Genomic DNA, 24,373 nt, shown 5'->3' with positions numbered 1-24,373 from the left:
ATCCGGTGAAGTCGATCACCCTCCGGTCGGAGGGGCGCCGCTCCGAGGGCGGCAAACGTACGACAAAGCTGACTTATCGTCCAGTTCTCAGTTCGGACGCCGTCTTTTCAGCGAGCTGAGTACGTCCCGGGAACGCAAAGTAAGGGCAATTTTAGTGTGTACGCCGTGATCACAGCACCTTGGCCACATTTCGCTGTTTGTGACGCGTCCGCATACCCAGGCACCCCGCTGCCCGTTTGTGATCGAACGTTGAGATAAGGACTGTCTTATAGTAAAGAGATTTTCTTGGGAAAATGTCGGGCCGAGACTGTTGTGCGGCCCTGTCACCGGGCGCACACTTTCTCTGTCGCACGGAGCACCGTGCGAGGGGATCGGGGCGAGAGTCCTGATCCCCGGGGGGACGCCGCCACTCCCGAGGGGGATCGGGAGTGGCGGCACTACAACAGGGATGAATATGTTCAACACCGCTGCGCGCGGTGGCTCGAGCTGGGGGCTCTCGCCTCTGCAGCGATCGGGTCTCCGCGCGGTCACCGCTCTCGCCGTCACCGGCGCCATCACCGCTCCGCTGGTGGGTATCGCCACCGCCCAGACCGGGTCTCTCGGATCATCGGGATCAGGTGGGTCCACCCCACCCGCGTCGAGCACGACGCCGACCTCCAGCACCACCCCGACCACGACGCCACCGCCCTCCGCCGCCCAGGCGACGGTCGAGCTCCGTGTCCTGGTCCTCGACGACGGGGATTTCAGCGGCGAGGCGTTCGCCACCCGGCTGGCCGCCGAGGGGGTCGAAGTGGACCGGATCAACGTCAAGGCTACCGGCCGCCAGGCCATCACCCGGGCGATGCTGGCCGACGACGCGACCAAGACCGCGCGCTACATGGGCATCGTCTCCGTGGCCGCCGATCGCACCGGGCTGACCCCGGAGGAGAACGCGGTGATCGATCAGTTCACCGCCGACTACGGAATCCGCGAGGTGTCCGCGAACGTCACGCCGGTTGCGGAAGTGGGCCTCGTGCCGACCACCGGCGGCACCAACTTCGACGCCACCACCGCCACGCTGACCGCGGGAGCACTCTCCGGCGAGTGGTCCTACCTCGACGGCCCCGTGCCCTTCGAGAATCTGAGCTCGACGGTGGCCGAGTCGTGGGGCTACGCCGCGACGCCGGCTACGGGCGCGCAGTTCGTACCCCTGCTGACGGGCCCGTCCGGCGGGGCCGGCGTGATGATGGGCGTCCACACGCAGGGCACCCGCGAGCGCCTCGTGATGACCGTCGCGATGAACCAGTATCAGCACCACTTCAAGGCGCTCTCCCACGGGATCATCACGTGGCTGACCCGCGGCGTGTCGACGTCGCTCTACCGCAACGTGTTCAACGTCCAGGTCGACGACGTCTTCCTCGCCGACGACGAGTGGAACCCCGTCGGCAACTGCACGTTCGGGGTGAACTGCGAAGACGAGCCCGAGGACGGGGCCCTCACCGAGTCCCGCATGGTCGCCGCCGATGTCGGCGTGGCCACGAGTTGGGAGGACTCGAACGGCATCCAACTCGACATGACGTTCAACGCCTTCGGCGCGGGCGACGACGGGCTCACCGACGCCTTGCTCGCGGCGAAGAACCAGCTGCGGTGGATCAACCACACGTGGGACCACACCAATCTGGACAGCCTCGACCAGGCGGAGATCACCGCGCAGATCCAGCAGAACATCGACTGGGCGCGGGTTAACGGCGTCCCACTCGACGCCACCGAACTGGTCACGGGTCAGCACTCGGGCACCGCCTCGGGTCCCGCCAGGCGCGACAACCCTGCTCTCGCGCCGGCGCTGGACGACACCGGCGTCACCTGGATCGCCGGCGACGCGTCGGTCGAGCCGAACCAGCGGCCGCTCGGGAACGCGCTCACGGTTCCTCGCCACCCGATGAACATCTACTACAACACCTCGACCAAGGAGAACGCGGTCGACGAGTACAACTGGATCTACACCCGGTCCGACCAGGGTGGTTCCGGGACCTGCGAGAGCAACGCCGCCTCGACCTGCCTCGACGCTCCGTTGCCCCTGGAGAGCGGCTTCGACGAGTACATCGTCCCGCAGGAGGCCCGGCACGCGCTCAGCCACGCGCTGAGCATGGACCCGCGGCCGCACTACGTCCACCAGTCCAACATCACCGGAGACCGCATCCTCTACCCGGTGTTGGACGCGATGGTCCGCGACTACCGCGCGCTGTTCAACGACCGGTCCGCGCCGCTGCGCAACCCCTCGCACGCCGAGCTGGGGCGCGAGATGCAACGGCGCGCCGCCTGGGCGGACGCGGCGGACTCCGTCACGGCGACCGTCCGCGGCTCGACGCTCGTCATCGAGAACGACGGTGCCGCCTCCGTCGAGGTGCCGATCACCACCCGCAGCGGCTCCGCCTTCGACGGCGAGGCCTACGCCGGGTCCGAGTCACGCTGGGTGACGGTCCCAGCAGGCGGCGAGGTCACCTTCGAGCTCGGAGACGACGTCGGGTTCCTCACGCCGGATGAAGACAGGGAAGAGCCGGCGGTCGCCGCCCGCGCTCTCCCGCGAGCCGCCGGGGCCGCCGCGGCCCCGTCGCCCGGTCAGAACTCCGTGGTCGTCCCGCCGATCAATGACGCCACCCGCGTCGGCGCCGTGGGCGAGGGCCCGTCGGCGAGGGGCTGACGACATGCGTATCGCCCTGATCAACGAAGGCACCTACCCGGTCAACACCGGCGGCGTCAGCACCTGGTGCGACCAGCTGGTGAGCGGGATGCCGGACCACACGTGGGAGGTCGTCACCTTGACGGGCGGCAGCCGCACGCCGATCACGTGGACCGTTCCGAGCCAGGTCAGGTCCACGACCCTGTACCCGGTGTGGGCGCCTGTCCGGGCCGGCCTCCCCGAGAGCCGGCTCCTCACCCGGCGGAGGCGGGCCCGCGTGCGGGCCGCCCTCCGCGACCTCTGGGCGGCGATTCTGCCGCCCGCCGAGACCATCACGGTCGCCGACGGCACTGTGCGCCACGACCCGGCCCTCCTGGGCGCGGCGCTCCGCGAGCTCCTCGCGGCCGGCGGCGGTGACCTCTTCCGACTCCTGGGGTCGGAGAGTTCCGCCGAGGCCCTGCTCGACGCGTGGTGGGGCCACTCCCCCGCGCTGGACCGGTCCGCCCGGCTCAGCGTGGGGGATGCGGTCGAAGCCGCCACTCTCGTCGATCGCACCCTCTGCGCCACCGACGTCCGATTCGGCGACGTCGATGTGGTCCACGCCTCCTCCAACGGGAGCGCCGCGTTGGTCGGACTCGCCCGTAAGTGGCGGGACGGCGTACCACTGATCCTCACCGAGCACGGTGTCTACCTGCGGGAACGTTACCTCGCACTGGCGGGCACCCAGCTCGGCTGGTCGGCCCGCTACGCCGTGTGCACAGCGCTCCGGGCCTTCTGCGTTCTCGTCTACAGCGAGGCCGACCTCCTGCTCCCCGTCAGCGATTTCAATGCCCGGTGGGCCGTCCGCCTCGGCGCCGATCCGGCCCGGATCCACACCGTCCGCAACGGTGTGGACGTGTCGACGATGACGCCGGTGGGCCCCGAGCCCCGGGTGCCCACGATCAGCTTCGTGGGCCGCATCGACCCGCTCAAGGACCTCGAGACACTGGTCCGCGCCTACGCACTGGTGAGGCGGGAACTCCCCGCCACGCGCCTGCGGATCTTCGGGCCCTGCCCGGCGGGGAACGCGCGGTACAAGGAATCGATCGAGAAGACCATCGACGAACTCGGGGTCACGGACGGCGTCACGTGGGAGGGTCCGACCGCCGGACCCCGCCCCGCGGTGGAGGCGGGCTCGATCGTCGCCCTGTCGTCGGTGTCCGAGGGCCTGCCCTTCACCACGATCGAGGCGATGATGTGCGGGCGCGTCACCGTCAACACCGACGTCGGAGGTGTCTCCGAGGCAGTCGGCCGGGACGGTCGATTGGGCGGTTTGGTCCCGCCGCGGGACCCCGTGGCCTTCGCAGAGGAGTGCCTCCGGTTCCTCACCGACGACCGGCTCCGCGAGCAGACCGGTCGACGAGGCCGGGAACACGCTCTGGAATCGTTCGCCCTGAGAAGCTGCATCGACAACTTCCGGGGCTGGTACGAGATCGCCGCCGGCACCCACAGCGACCACTTCACCGGTGGCGCTCTCGAGTTCATCCCGAGTGTGGCGTCATGAGCGAGACCTTCATCATCCCCGACCCACCCGGCAGATCGCCCCGGCACGCGCGGCCACTGGTCGTGGCCGCCGTTCCCGCCGAGGCCCACCATGGCCTCGTCGGGCGCGCGGTCGACCGGTTCGACGTGGCCGCCCACCTCGAGGCGTCCGGTTTCGGCGACGCGCTCGCCCGGCGGCACGGCGCTCACGACGTCTACGAATACGCCCGCACCCTCCCTGCGCTCGCTCCGGGGGCCGCGGAGACCGCCATCGTTCGTCCTCGCGTCCGCCGCGAGGGCTGGGTCCGCGCACTGCTGCTCCTGGGCGGCGCGGTCGTCATGGCGCTCTGCGCACCCGCCGCGATCGGCGTGGGCGCCGATCTGTCGATCGCGATCGTCGCCACCGGCCTCTCCGGCTGGATACTGGGGCAGCTCCTCGGATTCGTCACGTGGCGAAGGGCCGGCCTGGGGGATCTCCCCGGCGCTGCGCGCATCTCGGTCGGCATCGCACTGCTCGTCGCGGTCCCTCTCGTCGGCGTCGTCACCGCGGCGACCTGGTACCTCGGCGACGCCCCAGCTGTGCCCACAGCCGCACTCTGCGGCGCGTGGACCCTGTACGCCGCGTCGTTGACCCTCGTCTCCGTACTCGGGGGTCTAGGGCTGCTCACCGTACTCGCCGCGGGCTGCGCGGCGGTCGCCGTCGCCGCCACCTTCGCCGGCGCGGCGCTCGTACCGATCATCGCCCTCGGGGTGCTGTCCCTGGGCGGCGCCCTACTCGCCGCCCGGACGTACCGGATGACCACCTCGCTCCCACCGGCGTGGCCCTCCCGGGACGACGTCCGCGCCGCATTCGACGGCACCTGTCAGGCCGCTCTCATGTCGACCGCGCTGCTCCTGGCGCTCAACCTCGCCGATTCGGACGACCGGATCCCGCTGTCCATCGCGGTCATCCTCGCGGCCGCGCTGTGCGATCCGGCGATCGAGGACCTCGGCATCCGGCTCAAGTCCCTGTCCTACCGCTCCGGCCGTTGGCGGTTCGTCCTCCGCGGCGTCCTCGTCCGCACCCTCATCTACCTGGGGGCCATCGCACTGGCGACGCTGTCCGCGACGTGGATCGTCGACCAGATTCTCGGCATCGCGGAAGACCCGGCATCCGGACTCGTCCCGGACATCGTCGTCCTCTGCGTCGTCGCCCCGGTGTTCGCCGTGTTCGCCTTCGGTTCCGCGATCGTCCTCCGGGCCGGCCGCGTCGCCGAAGCCATCTGGATCTCAGCCCTCGCCTGCATGGGATTCGCGACGCTCCGCTTCGGACTACCGGTACCCGTCGGGGTCGCCATGCTGTGCGGGGCCTGCCTGCTCGCGGTCTACCACGCCGTCTCAGCGGCTCTACACCCCCACAGCTGGTGAGCACGCCACGCGCGGCGGTGCCGCTGTACCTCCACCCCGTATACGATCGCGAACTCTGGGAGCAGGTCCTGCATCCGGGTGCCGCCGACCTCGTCGTCGTCAACGTCGACTCCGGTCCCGGACGCGCCACCGACCCGATCTTCGCCGAGGCCCTACGCAGCACACCCGTCGACGGGGGCCCGACACTCCTGGGGTACGTCGACACCGACTACGGGCGGCGCAGCCTCCAGGACGTCCGCACCGATGTCCGCCGCTGGCGGGAAGAGTACGGCGTGACCTCGGTATTCCTGGACCAGGTGGCGTCCGGCATCGGGGCCGACGGGCACCTCGACGCCCGGGTCATCGTGCCCCTGACCGGGCTCGTCCACGCGCTGCGGCGGGACGGCGCCCGGGTCATCGCGGGGAACCCGGGCACCGTCCCCCACCCGTGGATACTCCGGCTGCTCGACATCACCTGCGTCCGTGAGACCGACCTCGAGACCCACCTGACCGACCCCGGCGAATTACCGGGGGGCGTCGACCCGTCGCGGGTGTGGCACCTCGTCTACGACTGCCCACCCGAGCGTGCCCGGGAGGCCATCGACCGGTCCGCCGAACTCGGCGCCGGCTACGTGGGCCTCGCCTCCGACGCGCTGCCCCACCCGTGGGGATCCGTCAAATACCTCAACCCCGACGCCGCACCAGTCAGCAGCTGCGGTTGACGTACCCGCGCTCGCCCCGGGGCACCACGTCCCGGTCACGCAGGAGCACCGAGATGCGATCACCGCGGAGACGGCACGCGGTCTCGAACGCCCGGGAGCCGCCGTCGGTGTACTCGATCTCGATCACCCGGTCGCCGTAGGCCGCCAGATAGCGATCACACTCCGAACCACGCCCCCACGAATACAGCTGGCAGTCCTCGGCGACGGCGTAGTCGAAACCCACCCGCCGGATCTCCTCATCCGTCAGCTCCGCCGCGTTCTTCTGCGCGACCGCGAGGCCCCGGGTGTGCGCACGGTCAACCAGCAGGTCCGCGTACGCGACCGCGTCCGCCCGGGTCAGGCGTCCCCCCGACCGCGTCCAGGAGTCGAGATTGTCCGGCTCGACCGAGCGGAATCCACGGTCGGCGCAGTCGGCCAACCAGCCGTCCACGATGGCGGCCAGTCGCGACCGCTTGGCGTCGGACGAGATGTCCAGCAGCGCCTCGTCCCACTCGGAGTCCTCGACCACGTCGCCGCCGGGGCCGCGCAACACGAGATCAGCGTGCTGACCGCTCCAGGCCGAGGCCTCGTGGGGTTGTGCCTGGAACGCGTTGAGGTGGCAGACCGAGTAGACGCCGTCGACCGGCGGCTCCGAGCGATCGCGGATGACCACCCCGACGTCAGCGGCGGGCGGGTACGCGCCACCGATCTGATAGTCGACCACCGCGCCCGCCGGCGGCGGCTCGACATCGGGCACCGACAGGCCACCGGCGCCCGGCTGCGCGTCAGCGCCCGGCTGCGCGTCGGGGCTCGTGCCGGGGGCCGGACCGGTCGCGACCGATCCCTGGCCGAGGACCTCGCTGCCGCACCCGGACACGACGAGCGCGGTAGCGCACGACAGGGCGACGACGGCCCGACCGACGCCGGTGACTGTGCTCTGTCTCACGCGGCAATCATGCCACCATCGCGGCGGGATGACCGACCTTTGCCCCGACGTCAGGTCAGACGTCCAGGAACCTCACGTCACGAGCGTTGCGGGTGATGAAGTTACGGCGCGCGTCCACGTCCTCACCCATGAGGATCGAGAACAACTCGTCGGCCGCCGCGGCGTCCTCGAGGGTGACCTGCCGGAGCGTGCGGACCGACGGGTCCATCGTGGTCTCCCATAGCTCCTTCGGGTTCATCTCGCCGAGGCCCTTGTAGCGCTGGATGCCGTCGTCGACGTTGATCTTGCGCTTGTTCTCCAGGCCGATCTTGAGGAGTTCGTCGCGCTCGCGGTCCGAGTACGCGAAGTCCGGCTCGCCCTTGCTCCACTTGAGCTTGTACAGCGGCGGCTGCGCCAGGTAGACGTACCCGTTCTCCACGAGCGGCTTCATGAAGCGGAAGATGAGCGTCAGCAGCAGCGTCGCGATGTGCTGGCCGTCGACGTCGGCGTCGGCCATCAGCACGATCTTGTGGTACCGCAGCTTGTCGATGTCGAATTCCTCGTGGATGCCGGTGCCCAGCGCCGTGATGATGGCCTGGACCTCGGCGTTCTTGAGGACCTTGTCGATCCGCGACTTCTCGACGTTGATGATCTTCCCGCGCAGCGGCAGGATCGCCTGGAACATCGAGTCGCGACCGGACTTGGCCGAACCACCGGCCGAGTCACCCTCCACGATGTAGAGCTCGGACTTCGACGGGTCCTTGGACCGGCAGTCCGCGAGCTTGCCGGGGAGGCCGCCGATGTCGGTCGCCGACTTCCGGCGCACCATCTCGCGGGCCTTGCGGGCGGCGACGCGTGCCTGACTGGAGGCGATGGCCTTGTTGACGATCACCTTGGCCTCGGCGGGGTTGGCCTCGAACCAGTGACCGACGTGCTCGGCCACCTGCCGCTGGACGAAGCCCTTGACCTCGGTGTTGCCGAGCTTGGTCTTGGTCTGCCCCTCGAACTGCGGGTCCGCGATCTTGGCGGAGATGACGGCCGCGAGACCCTCGCGGATGTCGTCACCCGTGAGGTTGGGGTCCTTCTCCTTGATGAGCTTCTTGTCCCGGGCGTACTTGTTGACCAGCGAGGTCAACGCTGCACGGAAGCCCTCCTCGTGGGTGCCGCCCTCGTGGGTGTTGATCGTGTTGGCGAAGGTGTGGACGGACTCCGAGTACCCGGAGTTCCACTGCATGGCGACCTCGACCTCGTGGCCGGTGCCCTTGCCCTCGAAGTACAGGATCGTCGGGTGGATCGCGGTCTTGGACTTGTTGATCGCCTTGACGTAGTCCTTGAGGCCGTCCGGGTAGTGGAAGGTCCGCTTGCGCTCGCGGATCTTCTCGGGCTCGGCCGCCTCGGCTCCGTCACCGGCGCCCTCGACGAAGACCTGCTCGGCGTCCACGGCGCTGGCCAGATCCGAGCCCTCGTCCGAGCCCGGTGCGGAGTCCGGGCCGACGCCCTCGCTGTCCGCGATGGCGTCGAGCTCCGCCGCCTTCTCGGCTCGCGGCCGACGGTCGGTCAGCGTGATGGTCAGTCCCTTGTTGAGGAACGCCATCTCCTGAAGGCGACGGGCGACGATGTCGAAGTCGTACTCGGTGGTCTCGAAGATCGACGGATCCGCCCAGAAGCGGACCTTGGTCCCGGTGCCCTCGGCGGGCCCGGCGTCGACCAGCTCCGCCGGCACGGCCATGTCGAAGTCCTGCTTCCACAGGCGACCGTCGCGCTTGATCTGGACCTCGACGCGGGTCGACAGCGCGTTGACCACCGAGATGCCGACGCCGTGGAGACCACCGGAGACCGCGTAGGAATCCGAGTCGAACTTGCCGCCCGCGTGGAGCTGGGTCATGACGACCTGGACGGTGGGCATGCCCGACTCGTGCATCTCCACCGGGATGCCGCGGCCGTCGTCGATGACCTCGACGCCACCATCCTCGAGAAGGGTGACCTTGACGCCGGTCGCGTGCCCCGCCATGGCCTCGTCGACGGAGTTGTCGACGACCTCCCAGATCAGGTGGTGCAGACCCCTCGGCCCGGTGGAGCCGATGTACATACCCGGCCGCATCCGGACGGCCTCGAGCCCTTCGAGGACAGTGATCGATGAAGCGCCGTATTCCTTGGCTCCGCCGTTGTCGGCCGTGCTCCTGGCGTCCGCCACGTGCGAACTCCTCGCGTCTCGGGGGTCTGGGACCGGCCCAGTCTACCTGCGGGAACCGCCGCGCGGGCCGCGGGCACGCCCGGCCCTCACCCGTAGGTGTCCCGCGGGCCCCGACCCGACACGTGGAGGGGGCCCTTCCGCCAACTCGGTTTCTCCGGCCCCTCCACCTTGAGCCGACGGACGTGACCCGGTCCCATGGCGGCGGCGATCTTGCGGAGGATGTCCGCGGACATCAACCGCAGCTGCGTGGCCCACGCGGTACTCGAGGCCCGCACGTGGAGGATCCCCTCCTCCAGACGCTCCGGCGTCGCGTGGCTCGAGACGTCCTCGCCGACGATCCGTCCCCACTCGGCGAACAGCCGGCCGGTGGCGACCTTGTCGTCCCATCCGCGCTTCTTGGCGACCTGGCCGACGAGCCGCCCGAGCGGCTGGGGGTCCCACGGATCGGCGCCGGCACCCGTCCAGCCGCGCTTGCGCAACCGACGTCCCGCGCCGACCGGGCCGGTCCGTCCGCGACCGACCTGTTTGCCTTCCGCACGGGCCTTCGCCCTGGCCTCCTCGAGCGCCTTCTTGGCGATGTCATAACCACGTTGTGGCTGGTCAGACGGTGTTATGCCGTCCCGTCCGGTCCCGCCCGTCATGTCGGGTCCCCACTTTCCGTATCGGTGTTCTCGTCGTCGTCGCCCTCGTCGTCCCGGGGTCGTGACAGTGTCATCGCGGAGTGACGGTCCCGCCCCTCGCCCGTCATCACGACGTCATGACGCACGCCCCGCAGCCCGGCCGGGACGTCCTCCCCGACCGCCGCGGTGATGAGGACCTGCTCGACCCCGGCCGCGACATCGGCGAGCGCGGCGCGGCGGTGGCGGTCGAGTTCGGCGAACACATCGTCGAGGAGGAGCACCGGCTCGGCACCGTCGGCGCGGAACAGTTCGAGGGAGCCGAGGCGCAACGCGAGCGCGAACGACCACGTCTCGCCGTGGCTGGCGAACCCCTTCGCCGGCTCCTCTCCGAGGGACAGGAGGAGGTCGTCCCGGTGCGGCCCGACGAGCGACATGCCGCGGTCGATCTCGTCGCGTCGCCGTCGACCGAGCTCCGCGAGGAGCACCGCCTCGACGAGTTCGGGATCGGTCAGCTCGGACTCGTCGGGGGTGTCGGCGACGCGGAACCGGTAGGCGAGATCGGCCGGGCGGGACTCGGGTGCCAGCCCGCGATAGGCGTCGACGACGAGGGGTCGCAGCTGCCGGAGGAGGTCGATCCGCCCGGCCACCAAGCGGGCCCCGAGTTCGGCCAGCCGGCCGTCCCACACGTCGAGGGTGTCCAGCACGGCGGCGGATTCCTCCGACCGGCCGCGCCGCATCGCACCGGACGCGGACTTGAGCAGCGCGGTGCGCTGACGCAGCACGGACGAGTACTCGGTCAGGTCGCCACCGAGCGAGGGTCGGCGTTGGACCATGAGCTCGTCGAGCACTCGACGCCGCTCGGCTGGTTCGCCGCGCACGAGGGCGAGGTCCTCGGGTGCGAAGAGGACGGACTGGACGACCCCGAGGATGTCGGAGAGTCGGCGGCACGGTGAGGTGTTGAGTCTCGCGCGGTTGGCCTTGCCGGAGTTGAGCGCGAGTTCGACGGTGAGTTCCCGCCCGGCGTTGTGGGCGAGTGCGCCGACGAGCGCGGTCCCGGCACCGGTCCGGATCATCGGCGCGTCGCCCGCGACGCGGTGGGATCGGAGGCTGGCCAGCACGCCGATCGCCTCGAGGACGTTGGTCTTCCCGTGGCCGTTGCGGCCGATCAGCGTGGTGACCCCCGGCTCGAGATCCAGTTCGAGCAGCGGCCAGGAGCGGAAGTCCAGGAGCCTGAGGTGACGCAGGTGCATACCGGAACGGTCCCGGGTCGCGGGCTCAGCCCGGCAGGCGCACGGGCATGAGCAGGTAGGTGTGGTCCGACTCGACGGGCGCGATGGCGCCGTCGGCGCCCGGCTCGGGGAGGGCCTCGGGTGCGGGTCGCAGGACGGCGGGGCGGCTGGGCTGCGTGAACCCGAACGCGACGCGGGCCGAGTGGATGCTGCCCAGGCCGTCGAGCAGGTAGCCGGGGTTGAAGGCGATGGTCAGCGGCTCGCCGACGAAGTCCACCGGGAGCGACTCGTTGGCCTGCGCGGCGTCGTCCCCGCCGGCCGAGAGCGCGAGCTCGCCCTCGCTGAACGCCATGCGGACCTGGACGCCGCGGTCGGCGACGAGCGCGACACGCTTGATCGCCTGCACGAGGGCGTCGACCTCGACGATCGCGACGGACGTGTGCTGGGGCGGCAGCAGCTGCCGGACCTTGGGGAACTCTGCGTCGAGCAGGCGGGTGGTGGTGCGCTGACCGGAGACCAGCACACCGAGGATGCCCTCGGCCCCGACGTTGGAACCCGCCCCGAGGCTGAGGTCGACTCGACCACCGTGTCCGGCCGAGCGGGTGACCTCGGACAGCGCCTTGGCCGGGATGAGCACCTCGACGGTGACGTCCTCGCGAGCCGGCTCCCAGTCGAACTCCCGGATGGCCAGGCGGAACCGGTCGGTCGCGATGAGCGTGACCCGGGTGCCCTCGATCTCCATACGGATGCCGGTGAGCATCGGGAGGGTGTCGTCCTTGCCGGCCGCGACGACGACCTGGCCCACGGCCTCCGAGAACGCGTCGACCTCGGCGGAGCCGGTGACCTCCGGCATGGCCGGAAGCTGCGGGTAGTCCTCGACCGGCATGGTCGGGAGGGTGAACTTCGCGGAGCCGCAGGTGATGTACATCTTCTGCGCGGTGACCACCACCTCGACCGGGCGGTCGGGCAGGGCGCGGGCGATGTCGGCCAACAGCCGCCCGGACACCAGCGTGCTGCCCGGCTCGGATACCTCCGCGGGTACCGAGACCTGCGCTGACGTCTCGTAGTCGAACCCCGAGATCGTCAGACCCGAGTCCGCCTCGAGCAGGACGCCGCCGAGGATCGGCACCGACGGCCGCGAGGGTAGCGTGCGGGCGACCCAGGCCACGGATTCCGCGAAGTCCTCGCGGGTGACGCGGAACGTCGGATCCGTGATCTCCATCGATGACCTCTTTCAGGCGGGGCGGATACCGGCTGCCGGTATCTGGACGAGTGGTCTGTTTCGGGGGGTCGTGCCGTACGTGCCCGCCGCGGTCGGCGGAACGTCTCCATGAGGGTAACCGCTCGCACCGACAGTGGGCACACGGAGTCGGCGTAACCGGTCAAGCAGGCTCGCCGTTCCACATCCCTACTTCTTACAAGAACTCTCAAGAGAGATAAGAGGTAGTAGTAGGTCCTGTGAAATTGTGAGCCGAGACCTGTAATCACAGGTCTCCGCCGATTTCGTCGTGTGAACGCGTCTGTCGATTCTTGTGATTTGGTCGAGCGCCCCGGTGGAATCACAAGATTCCGTCCACCCTCTGTCCACCGTCGGTCCACAAGATCCCACAGCTTTGTCCACAGCTGTGAACGATGTGACGAAGGGGGTCGCGGGGGGTCTCAGGTGTGTCGCGACGCGGTCGCAGGCGCCGTGACACGACGGTCGCAGGCGCCGTGACACGACGGCTCCGGCCGGATGACAGGGGTCGCGGCGACGCGGCGACCCGCGCGCACGACGAATCAGCCCGTATGGCGGGAAGGGGGACGGTACGAGTGGCCCTCAGAGCGAGCGGGAGCGCTCCTTGATCCGGGCGGTGAGCTCCTGGATCTGGTCGTAGGTACGCCGGTCGTCCTTGATCTCCTTGAGGATCTTGCGCTGGGCGTACATGACCGTGGTGTGGTCCTTGCCGCCGAAGGTGACGCCGATCTTGGGGAGGGAGAGGTCCGTGAGTTCGCGGCACAGGTACATGGCGATCTGCCGTGCCCGGGAGAGCGACCGCGTCTTGGACGTTCCGCACAGTTCGTCGATGCTCGTGGAGAAGAACTCCGCGGTCACCGCCATGATGGTCGCCGCGGAGATCTGTAGCGAATCGTCGTCGGAGACCACGTCGCGCAGAACGATCTCGGCGAGCGGCACGTCGATCTCGTGCCCGTTGAGCGACGCGAACGCCACCACACGGATGAGCGCGCCCTCGAGTTCGCGGATGTTGCGCTGGACGCGGGTGGCGATGAGCTCGAGGACGTCCCGGGGGACGACGTAGTTCTCGGACTTCGCCTTCTTGTCCAGGATCGCGATGCGTGTCTCGAGCTCGGGCGGCTGGATGTCGGTGATCAGCCCCCACTCGAACCGCGTGCGTAGTCGGTCCTCGAGGGGCTGCAGCTGCTTGGGCGGCCGGTCGGAGGAGATCACGATCTGCTTCTGCGCGTTGTGGATCGTGTTGAAGGTGTGGAAGAACTCCTCCTGGACCTGCTCCTTGCCGATCAGGAACTGGATGTCATCCACCAGCAGGATGTCCGCCTCGCGGTACCGCTTTTTGAACATGTTCTGGCGGCCGTCGCGGACGGAGTTGATGAAGTCGTTGGTGAACTCCTCGGTCGAGACGTACTTGACCTTCTGTTCGGAGTACATGCGCAACGAGTAGTGCCCGATGGCGTGGAGCAGGTGGGTCTTGCCGAGACCGGATTCTCCCCAGATGAACAGGGGGTTGTACGCACGGGCGGGCGCCTCGGCCACGGCGAGTGCGGCGGCCCTGGCGAACCTGTTGGAGTTGCCCTGGACGAACGCGCTGAAGGTGTAGCGCTCGTTGAGGCCGGGGGCCGTCGCAGCGGACAGCGCCTCGTCGCGGTCGCTGCCGTGGAGGAGTCGCTCGGCGGCGATCTGTTCCTCGGTCATCCGCCGGGGCCGTGTGGTGGCCGGCGGGTGCTCCTCCTCGGCGGCCGGGCGATGGATCTCGTCGGCGTCGATGACCTGGTCGTCCTGGTCGTCGGTGGGCGGTTGCCCGCCGGCCAGGGAGGTGTCGACCTTGACGGCGAGGTCGACGGGCTCGCCGAGCTGCGCGCTCAGGGCGCGGGTGATGGGTCCGCGCAGGACGGATTCGATGTTGTCGCGGGCGAAGGCCGATGGCGCGGCGAGCATCGCGAAGCCGTTGACCACGGCGATCGGCTGTACGAGCCGGAGCCACGCCTGCTGCTGGCGGGACAGGGCCGGGTTGTCGTCACTGGCCAACTCGGGATCGGTGAGCCTGTCGAGGACGGCACTCCACACGTGTTCGAGCTCAGGAGACACGGTGGGTGGTCTCCTCTCGTCAGCGTGTCGGGCGATCCCGGTGGGCCGGGGGGCCGGCCAGGCCGGACACCACACTCTATCCACAGGCTCCGACCCAGGTCCACTGAGGTATCCACATGGTTGTCCACAGCTGTGGGAAGACAGACTTCACCCATGGGCCGTGCGCAGGTGGAGGATCAGCGGCGAGGGATCGGTGGTACTGGTTCGGATCTGAGGTTATGTACAGCCCGGGGGGGCTTGTTGGTGAATGACCGTAACAACACGTCCCAGCCAGGGGCAACCCTCAAGATCGACTGGAGGCCGGAAGTCAAGCATCGCGGCCGTGGGCGTGTCGAGATGGCCTGCGAAGTGGTGACCGTGGGACGAATGGGATTACACGGTTTGGTGGCCGGCGCGTGGTGCGCGTAATCTTGAACAGTCTGTCGTGCGCCCGCGGGCGTACGGCGCGTCGTGGTGCCGCCGACCCCGGTGATTCGACGACGTCTCGTACTCGAACAGGCGCTGGTCACGGCGCCGACTTCACGTGAGGAGCCAACCATGGCCAAGGGCAAGCGGACTTTCCAGCCGAACAACCGTCGTCGTGCCAAGGTGCACGGTTTCCGTCTCCGGATGCGCACGCGCGCCGGCCGTGGCATCGTCGGCGCCCGTCGTCGCAAGGGCCGCGCCTCGCTGACGGCCTGATCCCGGCCGGGGTGGCGCGTGCTTCCCAGGTCGCACCGGCTCCACCGTTCCGCTGATTTCGCGACGGTGGTGCGCAAGGGTGCCAGGAAGGGCCGCCGCACCATGGTCGTACACGCCCACGTGGACTCCTCGGATGTCCGCGTGGGCGGTCCGCGTTTCGGGCTCGTCGTGAGCAAAGCCGTCGGGGACTCGGTGACACGCCACCGGGTCAGCCGGCGGCTTCGTCATATCGCCGCCGAGGTGCTGGCGGACGTCGACCCGGACCTCATGGTCGTCGTGCGCGCGAACCCGGCGGCGGCGACGGCGCCTCACGCCGATCTGGTGCGGGATATGAGAACCGGGTTGGCCGCGGCGGCGTCGCGGGCTCGGGGGTCATCGTGACCCGGGGCCGGCCGGGGCCCGTGGCACGGGTCCTGCTGTGGATGCTGGACTTCTATCAGAAGGGCATCTCGCCGCTCACCCCGCCGAGTTGCCGCTTCGAGCCGACGTGCAGCGCGTACGCCGTCGAGGCCGTGCGTGTCCACGGCGCCTGGTACGGCACCTGGCTGTCTGTGTGGCGCCTGCTGCGCTGCGGCCCGTGGACGCCGGGCGGGTGGGACCCGGTCCCGGAGCCACGCGCGCCCGATCCCCCGGACGGGCATGACGCGCACGACCACAATTCACGAACGTAGCTAGGACTCACACACCCATGTCGTTCATCACCAACCCGCTGGTCTATTACCCGATCTCCGGGATCCTCTGGTTCTGGCACAAGATCTTCGCCTTCCTCGGGGGGCTTCTCCCCTGGGTCGAGGCGCCGGACTCCAACGGCGTCATCTGGGCGCTGTCGGTGATCTTCCTCGTCGTCACGCTGCGCGCGTTGCTGTTCTGGCCGGCGGCCAAGCAGATCCGCTTCTCTCGCAAGATGCAGGAGCTGCAGCCCAAGATGAAGGAGCTGCAGAAGCGGTACAAGAACGACCGCGAGAAGCTCGCCGTCGAGACGCGCAAGCTGCAGAAGCAGGAGGGCTTCAACCCTCTGCTGGGCTGCCTGCCCATGCTCATCCAGATCCCGGTGTTCCTGGGTCTGTTCCACGTGCTGCGCTCGTTCAACCGGATGGGTGAGCAGTTCGGCGCGCTGGGGATGACGGCCGAGGAGACGCGCAACACGGGCAACTACGTGTTCAACGCGGATGAGGTCCAGAGTTTCCTCGACGCCCGCCTGTTCGGCGCCCCGCTGTCGTCGTTCATCTCGCAGCCGGTCGAGCAGTTCCAGGCCTTCGTCGAGCCGGGTGCCGCGCTGGACTTCGCCCGCTGGAACATCATCCTGGTCGCCGTCCCGCTGATGATCATCTCGGCGGTCACGACCCACTTCAACGCCCGTGTGTCGCTGTCGCGCCAGTCGCCGGAGGCGGCCGCGAACCCGCAGGCGAAGATCATGAACCAGCTGATGCTGTGGGCGTTCCCCATCGGCATCCTGGTGACCGGCGCGTTCTGGCCGATGGCGATCCTCGTCTACATGGTCACCAACAACCTGTGGACGCTGGGCCAGCAGTACTTCCTGTACGAGAGGATGGCCAAGGAGGACGACGCCGCCGCGCTGGCGCGCCGTGAGGAGCAGAAGGCCCTCGCCCCGCGTGTCGGGGTGAAGCCGGTCAATCCCAAGAAGGGCCGTGGGAGCGGGTCGGCCGCCGCCTCGGGTACCGCCGTGGCCACCGCGCCCACCGTGGGCGCGGATGAGGTGAAGGGGGACGACGACGAGGTGGTCCCGCCGAAGGCCGCTCCCGCCTCTCCCTCGCCGAGCGGGCCCCGCCCGGGGCAGCGCCCACAGGCGCCGGGCGGTCAGCGGAGTAGGCCGGCTCAGAAGGCCTCCGGATCGCGGCCCAAGAACAAGAAGAAGAAAAAGAAGCGGTGACCCGGTAGGGCACGCCACTGGACGAGGTCCCCGATGCTCCGGCGTCGGGGACCTTGTCCCATACTTGGGGTAGATACTCGTCGGCTCATGTGGGTGCGGCGATCGGCGGTCACGACGGAGGCGGGTCCATGTCCAGAAGGAGCATCGAGGTGTCCGAGGAACGATTGGTCGAGGAGGGCGAGGTTGCCGGTGACTATCTCGAGCAGTTCCTCGACATCCTGGACTTCGACGGGGACATCGACCTGGATGTCGAGGGCGACCGCGCGGTCGTGAGCATCGTCGGTGGCGACGATCTCGACACCCTCGTGGGTCCGGACGGCGCGGTGCTCGATGCGATCCAGGAGCTGACCCGTCTGGCCGTCCAGCAGGAGTTGGGTGACCGGAGTCGGCTGATGCTCGACATCGCCGGATGGCGCGAGGCGAAGCGGGAGGCGTTGACCGATGCCGGTCGTGTCGCCGCCCAGCGGGTGCTCGAGTCCGGAGAGTCGGAGGAACTGGAGCCGATGACCCCGTTCGAGCGGAAGATCATCCACGACGCGATCGCGGAGATCGACGGGGTCACGTCGGACTCGACCGGCGTCGAGCCGAACCGCCGGGTGGTCGTCCTGCCGGAGTGAGGCGATGAGGACCCGACAGGGGTGCGAGTCGAGCGGCTCGCACCCCTGTCGCGTGTCCGGGGAAGAATGACAACGATGTAGTTCGATGTTTCACGTGAAACCGGGCCTGGGCCCGATGGAGGTAGCGCAACGCCATGACCGACGACACCACTAACGAAACGACACGTGACAGCGGCCTGGGCGGCGTGCCCGCAGGCGCCGCGGACGTGTTCGGCGAGCGTCTCCCACTGGCGATCCGGTACGTCGAGTTCCTCGGAACCGCGGGACTGGAGCGCGGTCTGATGGGGCCGCGGGAGCGTCCCCGTCTGTGGGATCGGCACGTCCTCAACTCGGCTGCGGCGGCGTCTGCGCTCGAGGACGGGGAGGCGGTCGTGGACATCGGCAGCGGCGCCGGCCTGCCCGGGATCCCGATCGCTCTCGCCCGACCGGATCTCCGCGTGACGCTCGTGGAACCACTGCTGCGGCGCGTGACGTTCCTCGAGGAGATCATCGACGAGCTCGGTATCGACGTGCGAGTGGTGCGTGGCCGGGCGGAGGAGAAGGCCGTCATCGCGACGGCGGGGAATGCCGACGTCGTGACGTCCCGCGCGGTCGCGCCGCTGGCCAAGCTGGCCGGGTGGTCCGCTCCCCTACTCCGGGTCGGCGGGCGAATGGTCGCGCTGAAGGGTGAGTCCGCGGCAGACGAGGTCGAGCGGGATCGCGGGACGCTCGCCACGCTCGGTTTCGAGGGGCTTCGCGTCGAGACCGTGGCCGCCCCCGATGCGGAGCCGACGAGACTGGTGATCGGCAGTCTGGCGACTAGGATGGGACACCGTGGCTCGCGATCTCGCGGGGGAGGACGACGCGTCCGGTGACCGGCCCGGGCATCCGGCCCGGGATCGTGTCGGTTTCACGTGAAACACTGACTCCACGGGCAGCGGATGCTGCACCGCCGGTGTCCATGATGGAAGTCGAAAGGTGACGGATGTCCGACGACGAGACCCCGATTTTCGCGGCTGCGAGGCAGGCGAACGAGGTGCTCCACGGGGATGCCCCCACGCTCCCCCGGCCTGAGACGCCGCGCATCATCACGATCGCCAACCAGAAGGGCGGCGTCGGGAAGACGACGTCCACCGTCAATCTCGCTGCAGCTCTGGCTCTCGGTGGGCTCGGTGTCCTCGTCATCGACATGGACCCCCAGGGGAATGCGAGCACGGCTCTCGGTGTGGACCACCGCGAGGGGACGCCGTCGAGCTACGAGCTGCTGATGTGGGAGGCCTCGATCGAGGACCTCATGCAGAAGAGCCCGCACGCCGAGCAGCTGTACTGCATCCCCGCGACCATCGATCTCGCGGGCTCGGAGATCGAGCTCGTCGGCCTACCCCACCGGGAGCGGCGACTGGCCGAGGTCCTTCACCCCGACGATCTCCGGCTGCTCGGGATCGACTACGTCTTCCTCGACTGCCCGCCCTCCCTGGGCCTGCTCACCGTTAACGCGATGGTGGCCGCGAGCGAGATGCTCATCCCCATCCAGTGCGAGTACTACGCACTGGAGGGTGTGGGGCAGCTGCTGCGCAACGTCGAGCTGATTCAGCAGCACCTCAACACCGAGCTCGAGATCTCGACCATCATGCTCACCATGTATGACGGCCGGACCAAGCTGGCCGAGCAGGTCGCGGGCGAGGTACGGAACCACTTCGGCGACACGGTGCTGCGGACGGTCATCCCTCGGAGCGTCAAGGTGTCGGAGGCGCCGGGTTTCGGGATGACCATTCTCCAGTACGACGCGGGATCCCGAGGTGCCCTGGCCTACCTCGACGCCGCCCGCGAGATCAACGGCCGGGGCGTCACCAGCCGGCGCGCAAGCGACCGGGGGCCGGACGACCGGGGGGCGAGTAGCCCGGGTGGCGATACGACGACTGACGAGTTGGTGGGCACCCCCGCCCCCGGCATGAGCGCGGACGAATCGCGTCCGGAGGAGAGTCGATGAGTCAGCAACGCAAGGGTGGTCTCGGACGTGGGCTGGCGGCCCTGATCCCGACCGGACCCGAGGACGGCCCGCGGCTCGGTAGCGACGCGGCCGACGTGATCCTGGGCCCCCGCGCCGGCGGTCCCCGTACCTCTCCCCCGCGCCCCCGTCGCGCGGCTGCGGATACCGCGGCGCCGGCGGAGTCCGCCGGCGATGCCGGAGTGTCCCGTGCGGGCCGCGCCGAATCCTCGGCGTCCGCAGGAGGGGGTCGTGAGCGGGGCGCTGTTTCACGTGAAACGCCGACCGGCGATCGCGGCGAGCGTACGAACGAGGTTTCACGTGAAACCGCTGACCTGGTCGATCCGGGCGCGGTCTACCGGGAGATCTCGCCGAGCGACATCGACCCGAACCCCAAGCAGCCGCGGACCTACTTCGACGAAGAGGCGCTCGCCGAACTCGCGCACTCCGTGAAGGAGTTCGGCCTACTGCAGCCGATTGTCGTCCGTGAGATGTCCGGCGGCCGGTATCAGCTCATCATGGGCGAGCGCCGCTGGCGCGCGAGCCAGCGGGCCGAGCTGGCGACGATCCCCGCGATCGTCCGTCAGACGGAGGACGACGACCTCCTCCGCGACGCCCTGCTCGAGAACATCCACCGAGTGCAGCTCAATCCCGTGGAGGAGGCAGCCGCGTACCAGCAGCTGCTCGACGAGTTCAACGTGACGCAGTCCGAGCTCGCCAACCGGATCGGGCGGTCCAGGCCGGCCATCACGAACAGTATCCGTCTCCTCCAGCTCCCCACGGCGGTCCAGCGCAGGGTTGCGGCAGGCGTCCTGTCCGCAGGGCACGCCCGCGCGCTCCTCGGGCTGGAGGCGGGCGCGGCCGCGCAGGACGAGCTCGCCGCGAGGATCGTCGCGGAGGGCTTATCCGTCCGCGCCACGGAGGAGATCGTCACTCTGGCCAACCGTGATGCCGGAGATGTCGAGGAGAAGCCGAAGCCCGCTCCCCGCGGTCGTCGGAAGGACCCCGAGCTCGAGGCGGTGGCCGGTCGACTGTCCGACCGCTTCGAGACCTCGGTGTCGGTGACGATGGGTCGCCGCAAGGGCCGCATCACGATCGATGTCGGGGACGCGGACGACCTGGCGCGTGTCCTCTCTCTACTCGAGGGCGGGTCGACCGGTACGACACGATGATCTCGATTCGTTCGTTGGACCTGTCCGCCGTGGACCATCTCGGCCCGCGGGCCCGGCGTTGCGTCTATTGGCAGACGGACGGCGAGTCGACGAGTGGCTCCCCCGGGGATCCGGAGTTCGAGAAGGAGGCGTGGATTTCCCACGTCTCGCTCGAGTGGGGCGTGTGCGGACAGATCGCCCGGGCCGCCGACAAGCCCGCGGCGGCGGCGTTCTACGCGCCCCCGGGGATGATCCCCCGAGCGTCCTGCTTCCCGACCTCACCGGTCGGCGCCGACGCGATCCTCCTGGCGGGGATGAGCGTCGAGGATGGCGCCCCCGCCGGAGTCCTCACCTCGCTCCTCGACGCGGTCGTGGTGGACCTGCGGAGTCGCGGCATCAAGGCCATCGAGGCCTTCGGGGTGACGTCCGAGGACACGGGCGAGATAGCGTCACGTGACACGTGCGGCGCGGACTCGTGCGTGCCGGCGACGAGCTTCCTCATCGAGCACGGGTTCACCATCATCGCGCCGCACGAGACCCATCCAAGGCTCCGGCTCGATATCCAGAGCGAGCACCTGTGGAAGGCGGACGTCGAGCGCGCCCTCGATCAGCTGTTCGCGGAGCACGGCTTCGCCACCCGCCGAGTCGGCGTGTTGTCGGGGGCGTCGGCCCGGGCGTGAGGTCCGGCCGGGGCCGGGTAGTACGTGCCGGGCGAGCCTGGTAGCGCGTGAATGCGTGTGCCGGGCGAGCCGCGGGGCTCAGCTGCGCTGGCGCTGCTCGTAGTCGATGAGGTCGTCGACGGACATAGACCCGGTGGGATGGTCGTCCTCGTCGAGTAGATAGAGGCGCTTGACGCCCACGAGGATCGAATCGATGATCGTGTCCTGCGCGTCGCGGTCCCCCAGGATGGCGAGGTCGCCGGCGTTGTGTGCGTACCCGAGGTAGATCTGCACGGACGGCATACGGGTCATCCGCAGCAGTGGCCAGCTGCGGCCGTGGGTGCGGCAGTCCCGCAGCTCGGTGCGGCTGACGATCTCCCGCTGGATGAATCCCGACAGAGCCTCACCGAGCATGGACTCCGCGCCCAGCGAGTTACCGAAGTAGAAGGTCGCGACCCCGTTGCCCACGGGATTGGGATGCCGGTCGAGCCGCAGGGAGATCACGAGGTCGGCGTTGAACGCGTTGGCGATCTCCGCGCGCTCGGGATCGGTGGGGATCATCGCCTCGGGCCGCGAGAGGAAGACCTCCACGCCGGCCTGGTTCATCCGCTCGGAGAGTCGGCGGGTGATGTCCCACAGGAGCTCGGCATCCGTGATCGTTCCGTTCGGGGTCTCGATGCGGATCGGGTTCTCGGACCCGCTGGGGCCGGGATCGAGCACGATCCGCTTGCCGGCGAGCATCGGACCGGAGGTGCGGGCGCGCTCCGTCTCCACGAGGGACGCCATGTCGCCGCCCTTGAAGAGGGTGGAGAAGCGGTTGATGGTGTCGAGGGTCTCGGCACCCACGACGCCGTCCGCCTCGAGGGCGCAGTCCCGCTGGAAGTCGGTGACCGCAGCGTGGGTGAGGGCGCCGAAGGTCCCGTCGACGAGACCGGCGTAGAAACCGAGCTCCCCGAGCCGGCGCTGGAGCTGGGCGACGTCGTCCCCGGCCATGGGCTTGGAGACGATGTAGCTCAGATCCCGCGTCCCCAGGACGTGGCTGGCGTCGTCGAGGGCGGCCTGGGTCGCCGGACCCACGATCCCGTCGGAGATCAGCCCACGGGCCTGCTGGAAGGCCAGAACGGCCGTCTCGAGATCGGCGTCGAACACCGCGTCGGTCCGGGCGAGGACCGAGCCGGTCTCCGGCTCGGTGACCCCGACCGAATCGATGTTGTGAAGCAGGCCCATCCCAGCGAGGGTGGCCCGGATCGCGGCCACCTCGGGCCCGCGGTCACCACGCCTCCACGCCATGGGTTCCTCCCGCTCTCTCGAGTTACGTACTCGAATGAACTTACCGCCTCACCCACCCGAGTGCCGTTTCCGCGCCGCGCGGCGGGGGACGGCTCAGGGGGTCTTTCAGCAGATTCTTGCGGGACCCTCAGGAACCCAGGACGTCGCTGAGCTCCGAGCGCAGGGCCGACTTGGACTTCGCGCCGGTGAGGCGCTTCACGGGCTGTCCCTCGGAGAACAGCAGGAGCGCGGGGATCGCGGTGATCTGGTACTCGGCGGCCAGCTCCTGGTTGGCCTCGACGTCCACCTTGGCGACCGTGAGCTTGTCGGCCTCGGCGCCCGCGAGTTCGTTGAGGACCGGCGCCATCATGGTGCACGGGCGGCACCAGGTGGCCCAGAAGTCCACGAGCACCGGCTTGGAGGCGCTGGCGGCGAGGACGGCGTCGGCGAAGTCGGCCTCGGTGACGTCGACGATGTTGGGGGTGTCGGCCATGATGGCGGTCCTTTCGGTGGAGGTTCGGGTGGCTGGGGTCAGGCCTGCTCGGCGAGCCAACGCTCGGCGTCGATCGACGCCGAGCAGCCGGAACCGGCGGCGGTGATGGCCTGGCGGTAGCGCTTGTCGACGAGATCGCCGCAGGCGAAGACCCCGGGGATGGAGGTGGCGGTGGTCTGGCCGGTGAGGACGTAGCCGTCCTCGTCCACCTCGACCTGGTCGCGCACGAGCTCCGACCGCGGGTCGTGGCCGATCGCCACGAACATCGCGGCGGTCTCGAGCTCACTCGTCTCTCCGGTGACCGTGTTGCGCAGGCACAGCTTCTCGACCGAGCCGGTGCTGCCGGCGACGACCTGGTCGACGGTCGTGTTGAGGATGAAGGAGATCTTCTCGTTCTCGCGGGCCCGCTCGAGCATGATCTTCGACGCGCGGAACTCCTCGCGGCGATGAACGATGGTCACCGAGGAGCCGAACTTGGTGAGGAAGGTCGCCTCCTCCATGGCCGAGTCGCCGCCGCCGACCACCACGATGGGCTTGTCGCGGAAGAAGAAGCCGTCGCAGGTGGCGCAGGAGCTCACGCCGCGGCCGAGGTACTCCTGCTCCCCCGGGACGCCGAGGTAGCGGGCGGCCGCGCCCATCGCGAGGATGACGGCGCGGGCACGGTGCTCCTCCTCGCCGACGCGGACGATCTTCACGTCGCCGGCCAGGTCCATCGACGTGACGTCCTCCATCCGGAGGTCGGCGCCGAACCGCTCGGCCTGCTCGCGCATCTGCATCATGAGGTCGGGGCCCATCATGCCCTCGGCGAAGCCCGGGAAATTCTCCACGTCGGTGGTGGTCATGAGCGCACCACCGAACTGCGACCCCTCGAAGACCACCGGCTTGAGCTCGGCCCGCGCGGAGTAGATGGCGGCGGTGTAGCCGGCCGGGCCGGATCCGACGATGATGACGTCGTGGACGGTGTCGCTCATGAGTTCTCGGGGCTCCTCGGGGTGGGCGGTCGATGGGGAGGGTGGCGGACCTGCACCACCGTGTCAGGCCTACTCACCAGGGCTCAACACGCGGGTGGGGCGGCTTGTTCCCCCA

The 24,373-nt window shown here is 69.3% G+C and carries 22 protein-coding genes; 13 read left to right on the top strand and 9 right to left on the bottom strand.

What is annotated here, in order from left to right; genetic code table 11:
* The first annotated feature begins 454 nt into the window (after positions 1 to 454).
* Genes DCI01S_RS17540 through DCI01S_RS17530 form a run of 4 tightly spaced genes read left to right on the top strand, consistent with a single transcriptional unit; the run spans position 455 to position 6,288 of the window.
* Complete coding sequence (locus tag DCI01S_RS17540; protein WP_061228211.1) at positions 455 to 2,680, top strand: hypothetical protein; 2,226 nt, start codon at positions 455 to 457, stop codon at positions 2,678 to 2,680.
* Positions 2,681 to 2,684: 4 nt separating this feature from the next.
* The gene (locus tag DCI01S_RS04860) at positions 2,685 to 4,202 is read left to right on the top strand and encodes a DUF3492 domain-containing protein (RefSeq protein ID WP_061228210.1); all 1,518 of its coding nucleotides are present in this window, start codon (positions 2,685 to 2,687) and stop codon (positions 4,200 to 4,202) included.
* On the top strand, positions 4,199 to 5,587 hold the full coding sequence (locus DCI01S_RS17535) for a hypothetical protein (protein ID WP_061228209.1): 1,389 nt from the start codon (positions 4,199 to 4,201) through the stop codon (positions 5,585 to 5,587). Before DCI01S_RS04860 ends, DCI01S_RS17535 begins: the two co-directional genes overlap by 4 nt.
* Positions 5,584 to 6,288: a spherulation-specific family 4 protein gene (locus DCI01S_RS17530; RefSeq protein WP_167349541.1), complete on the top strand. Its 705-nt coding sequence runs from the start codon at positions 5,584 to 5,586 to the stop codon at positions 6,286 to 6,288. Before DCI01S_RS17535 ends, DCI01S_RS17530 begins: the two co-directional genes overlap by 4 nt.
* Here the strand turns inward: DCI01S_RS17530 and DCI01S_RS04845 are convergent.
* From DCI01S_RS04845 to dnaA, 6 genes are all read right to left on the bottom strand, one after another.
* Entirely contained in the window at positions 6,272 to 7,213 is a 942-nt protein-coding gene (locus DCI01S_RS04845; protein WP_061228207.1) for an endo alpha-1,4 polygalactosaminidase, read from the bottom strand. The genes DCI01S_RS17530 and DCI01S_RS04845 overlap by 17 nt on opposite strands.
* A gap of 55 nt (positions 7,214 to 7,268) precedes the next feature.
* On the bottom strand, positions 7,269 to 9,386 hold the full coding sequence (gyrB, locus tag DCI01S_RS04840; protein ID WP_007629595.1) for a DNA topoisomerase (ATP-hydrolyzing) subunit B: 2,118 nt from the start codon (positions 9,384 to 9,386) through the stop codon (positions 7,269 to 7,271).
* An 86-nt stretch (positions 9,387 to 9,472) separates the two neighbouring features.
* Positions 9,473 to 10,027, bottom strand: a complete 555-nt coding sequence (locus DCI01S_RS04835) for a DciA family protein (RefSeq protein WP_061228206.1) — start codon at positions 10,025 to 10,027, stop codon at positions 9,473 to 9,475.
* Positions 10,024 to 11,256 carry a DNA replication/repair protein RecF gene (gene recF, locus DCI01S_RS04830; protein ID WP_061228205.1) on the bottom strand — a complete coding sequence of 411 codons (1,233 nt, stop codon included), beginning with the start codon at positions 11,254 to 11,256 and terminating at the stop codon, positions 10,024 to 10,026. The genes DCI01S_RS04835 and recF overlap by 4 nt, the downstream gene beginning before the upstream one ends.
* Positions 11,257 to 11,281: 25 nt before the next feature.
* Positions 11,282 to 12,457: a DNA polymerase III subunit beta gene (gene dnaN / locus DCI01S_RS04825; RefSeq protein WP_061228204.1), complete on the bottom strand. Its 1,176-nt coding sequence runs from the start codon at positions 12,455 to 12,457 to the stop codon at positions 11,282 to 11,284.
* Between the two features lie 597 nt (positions 12,458 to 13,054).
* The gene (gene dnaA / locus DCI01S_RS04820; RefSeq protein ID WP_007629602.1) at positions 13,055 to 14,560 is read right to left on the bottom strand and encodes a chromosomal replication initiator protein DnaA; all 1,506 of its coding nucleotides are present in this window, start codon (positions 14,558 to 14,560) and stop codon (positions 13,055 to 13,057) included.
* Between the two features lie 537 nt (positions 14,561 to 15,097).
* Here dnaA and rpmH point away from each other — a divergent pair.
* The 9 genes from rpmH to DCI01S_RS04775 all read left to right on the top strand — a co-directional run bounded on the left by rpmH (position 15,098) and on the right by DCI01S_RS04775 (position 21,546).
* Positions 15,098 to 15,241 carry a 50S ribosomal protein L34 gene (gene rpmH, locus DCI01S_RS04815; RefSeq protein ID WP_007629603.1) on the top strand — a complete coding sequence of 48 codons (144 nt, stop codon included), beginning with the start codon at positions 15,098 to 15,100 and terminating at the stop codon, positions 15,239 to 15,241.
* Between the two features lie 18 nt (positions 15,242 to 15,259).
* On the top strand, positions 15,260 to 15,622 hold the full coding sequence (gene rnpA / locus DCI01S_RS04810) for a ribonuclease P protein component (protein WP_082767647.1): 363 nt from the start codon (positions 15,260 to 15,262) through the stop codon (positions 15,620 to 15,622).
* 20 nt (positions 15,623 to 15,642) lie between these two features.
* On the top strand, positions 15,643 to 15,912 hold the full coding sequence (gene yidD, locus DCI01S_RS04805) for a membrane protein insertion efficiency factor YidD (protein ID WP_061228202.1): 270 nt from the start codon (positions 15,643 to 15,645) through the stop codon (positions 15,910 to 15,912).
* A gap of 17 nt (positions 15,913 to 15,929) precedes the next feature.
* Positions 15,930 to 17,132 carry a membrane protein insertase YidC gene (yidC, locus tag DCI01S_RS04800; RefSeq protein WP_061228201.1) on the top strand — a complete coding sequence of 401 codons (1,203 nt, stop codon included), beginning with the start codon at positions 15,930 to 15,932 and terminating at the stop codon, positions 17,130 to 17,132.
* A 128-nt stretch (positions 17,133 to 17,260) separates the two neighbouring features.
* Positions 17,261 to 17,749, top strand: coding sequence for a Jag family protein (locus DCI01S_RS04795; protein WP_043567373.1), 489 nt, complete (start codon positions 17,261 to 17,263; stop codon positions 17,747 to 17,749).
* Between the two features lie 134 nt (positions 17,750 to 17,883).
* Positions 17,884 to 18,603 carry a 16S rRNA (guanine(527)-N(7))-methyltransferase RsmG gene (gene rsmG / locus DCI01S_RS04790; protein WP_061228200.1) on the top strand — a complete coding sequence of 240 codons (720 nt, stop codon included), beginning with the start codon at positions 17,884 to 17,886 and terminating at the stop codon, positions 18,601 to 18,603.
* Between the two features lie 110 nt (positions 18,604 to 18,713).
* On the top strand, positions 18,714 to 19,718 hold the full coding sequence (locus tag DCI01S_RS04785) for a ParA family protein (RefSeq protein WP_061228199.1): 1,005 nt from the start codon (positions 18,714 to 18,716) through the stop codon (positions 19,716 to 19,718).
* Positions 19,715 to 20,887 (top strand): ParB/RepB/Spo0J family partition protein, encoded by a 1,173-nt coding sequence (locus DCI01S_RS04780; protein WP_061228198.1) that lies wholly within the window; start codon positions 19,715 to 19,717, stop codon positions 20,885 to 20,887. Before DCI01S_RS04785 ends, DCI01S_RS04780 begins: the two co-directional genes overlap by 4 nt.
* Entirely contained in the window at positions 20,884 to 21,546 is a 663-nt protein-coding gene (locus tag DCI01S_RS04775; RefSeq protein ID WP_061228197.1) for a hypothetical protein, read from the top strand. The genes DCI01S_RS04780 and DCI01S_RS04775 overlap by 4 nt, the downstream gene beginning before the upstream one ends.
* Before the next feature lie 78 nt (positions 21,547 to 21,624).
* Here the strand turns inward: DCI01S_RS04775 and DCI01S_RS04770 are convergent, their stop codons facing one another.
* From DCI01S_RS04770 to trxB, 3 genes are all read right to left on the bottom strand, one after another.
* Positions 21,625 to 22,815, bottom strand: a complete 1,191-nt coding sequence (locus tag DCI01S_RS04770; RefSeq protein ID WP_061228196.1) for an N-acetylmuramoyl-L-alanine amidase — start codon at positions 22,813 to 22,815, stop codon at positions 21,625 to 21,627.
* Between the two features lie 127 nt (positions 22,816 to 22,942).
* Positions 22,943 to 23,287: a thioredoxin gene (gene trxA, locus DCI01S_RS04765; RefSeq protein ID WP_007629616.1), complete on the bottom strand. Its 345-nt coding sequence runs from the start codon at positions 23,285 to 23,287 to the stop codon at positions 22,943 to 22,945.
* Between the two features lie 38 nt (positions 23,288 to 23,325).
* Positions 23,326 to 24,258: a thioredoxin-disulfide reductase gene (gene trxB, locus DCI01S_RS04760; protein ID WP_007629618.1), complete on the bottom strand. Its 933-nt coding sequence runs from the start codon at positions 24,256 to 24,258 to the stop codon at positions 23,326 to 23,328.
* Between the last annotated feature and the right edge of the window lie 115 nt (positions 24,259 to 24,373).

It is taken from the genome of Dietzia cinnamea NBRC 102147, from assembly GCF_001571065.1.
GTDB classification, from domain to species: domain Bacteria; phylum Actinomycetota; class Actinomycetes; order Mycobacteriales; family Mycobacteriaceae; genus Dietzia; species Dietzia cinnamea.
Note: the sequence above shows the minus strand (reverse complement) of the source record. Positions and strands in the feature narration are given on the sequence as shown.

What these genes read in the sequence shown, in the direction of transcription:
- trxA (WP_007629616.1), bottom strand. Translation starts at nt 23,287, where the DNA reads ATGGCCGACACCCCCAACATCGTCGACGTCACCGAGGCCGACTTCGCC.
- dnaN (WP_061228204.1), bottom strand. Translation starts at nt 12,457, where the DNA reads ATGGAGATCACGGATCCGACGTTCCGCGTCACCCGCGAGGACTTCGCG.
- trxB (WP_007629618.1), bottom strand. Translation starts at nt 24,258, where the DNA reads ATGAGCGACACCGTCCACGACGTCATCATCGTCGGATCCGGCCCGGCC.
- DCI01S_RS04835 (WP_061228206.1), bottom strand. Translation starts at nt 10,027, where the DNA reads ATGACGGGCGGGACCGGACGGGACGGCATAACACCGTCTGACCAGCCA.
- DCI01S_RS04775 (WP_061228197.1), top strand. Translation starts at nt 20,884, where the DNA reads ATGATCTCGATTCGTTCGTTGGACCTGTCCGCCGTGGACCATCTCGGC.
- DCI01S_RS17535 (WP_061228209.1), top strand. Translation starts at nt 4,199, where the DNA reads ATGAGCGAGACCTTCATCATCCCCGACCCACCCGGCAGATCGCCCCGG.
- DCI01S_RS04795 (WP_043567373.1), top strand. Translation starts at nt 17,261, where the DNA reads ATGTCCAGAAGGAGCATCGAGGTGTCCGAGGAACGATTGGTCGAGGAG.
- recF (WP_061228205.1), bottom strand. Translation starts at nt 11,256, where the DNA reads ATGCACCTGCGTCACCTCAGGCTCCTGGACTTCCGCTCCTGGCCGCTG.
- DCI01S_RS04780 (WP_061228198.1), top strand. Translation starts at nt 19,715, where the DNA reads ATGAGTCAGCAACGCAAGGGTGGTCTCGGACGTGGGCTGGCGGCCCTG.
- rsmG (WP_061228200.1), top strand. Translation starts at nt 17,884, where the DNA reads ATGACCGACGACACCACTAACGAAACGACACGTGACAGCGGCCTGGGC.
- DCI01S_RS17540 (WP_061228211.1), top strand. Translation starts at nt 455, where the DNA reads ATGTTCAACACCGCTGCGCGCGGTGGCTCGAGCTGGGGGCTCTCGCCT.
- DCI01S_RS04770 (WP_061228196.1), bottom strand. Translation starts at nt 22,815, where the DNA reads ATGGCGTGGAGGCGTGGTGACCGCGGGCCCGAGGTGGCCGCGATCCGG.
- DCI01S_RS04785 (WP_061228199.1), top strand. Translation starts at nt 18,714, where the DNA reads ATGTCCGACGACGAGACCCCGATTTTCGCGGCTGCGAGGCAGGCGAAC.
- yidC (WP_061228201.1), top strand. Translation starts at nt 15,930, where the DNA reads ATGTCGTTCATCACCAACCCGCTGGTCTATTACCCGATCTCCGGGATC.
- DCI01S_RS04860 (WP_061228210.1), top strand. Translation starts at nt 2,685, where the DNA reads ATGCGTATCGCCCTGATCAACGAAGGCACCTACCCGGTCAACACCGGC.
- rpmH (WP_007629603.1), top strand. Translation starts at nt 15,098, where the DNA reads ATGGCCAAGGGCAAGCGGACTTTCCAGCCGAACAACCGTCGTCGTGCC.